General features: G+C 62.5%; 1 protein-coding gene. It reads left to right on the top strand.

Translation table 11 applies throughout. From position 1 onward, the window contains the following. On the top strand, window positions 1–443 hold a 443-nt coding region (locus tag AC1D0P_RS29735; protein ID WP_477680018.1), incomplete at both ends, for an HAD-IA family hydrolase.

A 443-nucleotide genomic window follows, 5' to 3' on the forward strand; every position in this document is an offset into this window, starting at 1 on the left:
ATGTCGATCAGCGCGTCGCGGGCATAACCGCCCACTATAAGTCGATCTTCGGCACCGTACGCGCCGAACCCGGTTTCGAGGAGCCGCTGTTCGACGGTATCGCCGATGTGATGGCCACGCTTGTCACCCGCGAGGAACTGTTGCTGGGCGCCGTCACCGGCAAGTCACGCCGCGGCCTCGACCTGATCGTCGAGACCCACGGTTTCCAAAAATATTTCTTCGTCAGCCGTACCGCCGACGATTGCCCCTCCAAACCCCATCCGGCCATGGTGCTCGAATGCTGCCGCGAAACCGGCATCGATCCGGCTGATACGGTTGTCATCGGCGATGCGGTTTACGATATGATGATGGCAAAGGCGGCCGGCGCACGGGCGATCGGCGTATCCTGGGGCTATGGCGGTGTCGACGATCTGCTGGCCACCGGCGCAGATGCGATCGTCCAC

It is taken from the genome of Polaromonas sp. P1_G2, from assembly GCF_056405515.1.